1 pseudogene is annotated in these 1,011 nt (G+C 57.3%); it reads left to right on the top strand.

What is annotated here, in order from left to right:
• Nucleotides 1–159 precede the first annotated feature (159 nt).
• Nucleotides 160–1,011 (top strand): annotated as a pseudogene (locus tag EN935_RS37580) (hypothetical protein); the annotation flags it as partial.

Genomic DNA, 1,011 nt, shown 5'->3' with positions numbered 1-1,011 from the left:
CGCTGCGCGCAAGGGTCAGGTTGAGATCCGCCGAATTCACGATGCGGTAGATCATTCCACCATAGGCAACATCGACCCGCAGCGATCCGATACCAGGAACATCGATCATCAAGCCAGCGCGGAAAAGGCATTGATTTAATATTCTAGCTGGAATACTAGGTGGCGTGGCATAACATCAACCTTTGCGCGGCCGGTTTTTCAATGCTGACGACAAACTCTGATCTGCTGTCGTGGAGCGAAAAGGCAATTGGAAATGTCGTAATCCGCAACCGATATGTGCTCACCGGGCACGGAACGGGAATGGTGCTGGGCGGGCAAGCCGGAAACCAGCTGATTGATTACTATGCAGAGCGGGCCAAGGGCGGCGTCGGGCTCATCATGTTGGGCACGCAGCAAGTGCACTCTTCATCGCCAGGGCTTGGCCATCTCCTGACCAATTACAACGACAGCATCATACCAAGCCTGCGAGCCATTGCAGGAGCCGTGCATGCCCATGGCGGAAAGCTGTTCGGTTATATCGGCCATTTCGGTGCCCAGGCGAACAGCTTTCCACGGCCCCCTTGGTCGGCCAGCGCTTTCTATGATGAGGAACGCGGCACGTTTTGCCGTAGCATGACCATCGCCGATATGGAGGAGATCGCAACTGCTCATGCAGATGCGGCCCTTCGCAACATCGAATCTGGAATGGATGGCATTGAGGTGCACTGCGGCCACGGCCTGCTTCTGCACCAGTTCCTTTCGCCATGGACCAACAAGCGCGAAGATGACTATGGAGGCGATACGATACGGCGCCTGCGTTTCCCGCAGGAGGTGCTGCGGGCCGTGCGCCGGAGAATTGGTCCTGGCATTCCGCTTGGCGTTCGCATTAGCGGCATAGAAACCGTCGTTGGGGGGCTTGAGCTGGACGAAATGAGGATCGTCGCGGCCGGCCTCGTGGAAGCCGGGGCTCTAGACTATCTCGATGTCAGCATTGGTAACGACAGAGACCCGGTCAGCAGGATGCTACACCAC

This window comes from Mesorhizobium sp. M7D.F.Ca.US.004.03.1.1, from assembly GCF_003998635.1.
In the GTDB taxonomy this organism is placed as follows: Bacteria; Pseudomonadota; Alphaproteobacteria; order Rhizobiales; family Rhizobiaceae; genus Mesorhizobium; species Mesorhizobium loti.
Note: the sequence above shows the minus strand (reverse complement) of the source record. Positions and strands in the feature narration are given on the sequence as shown.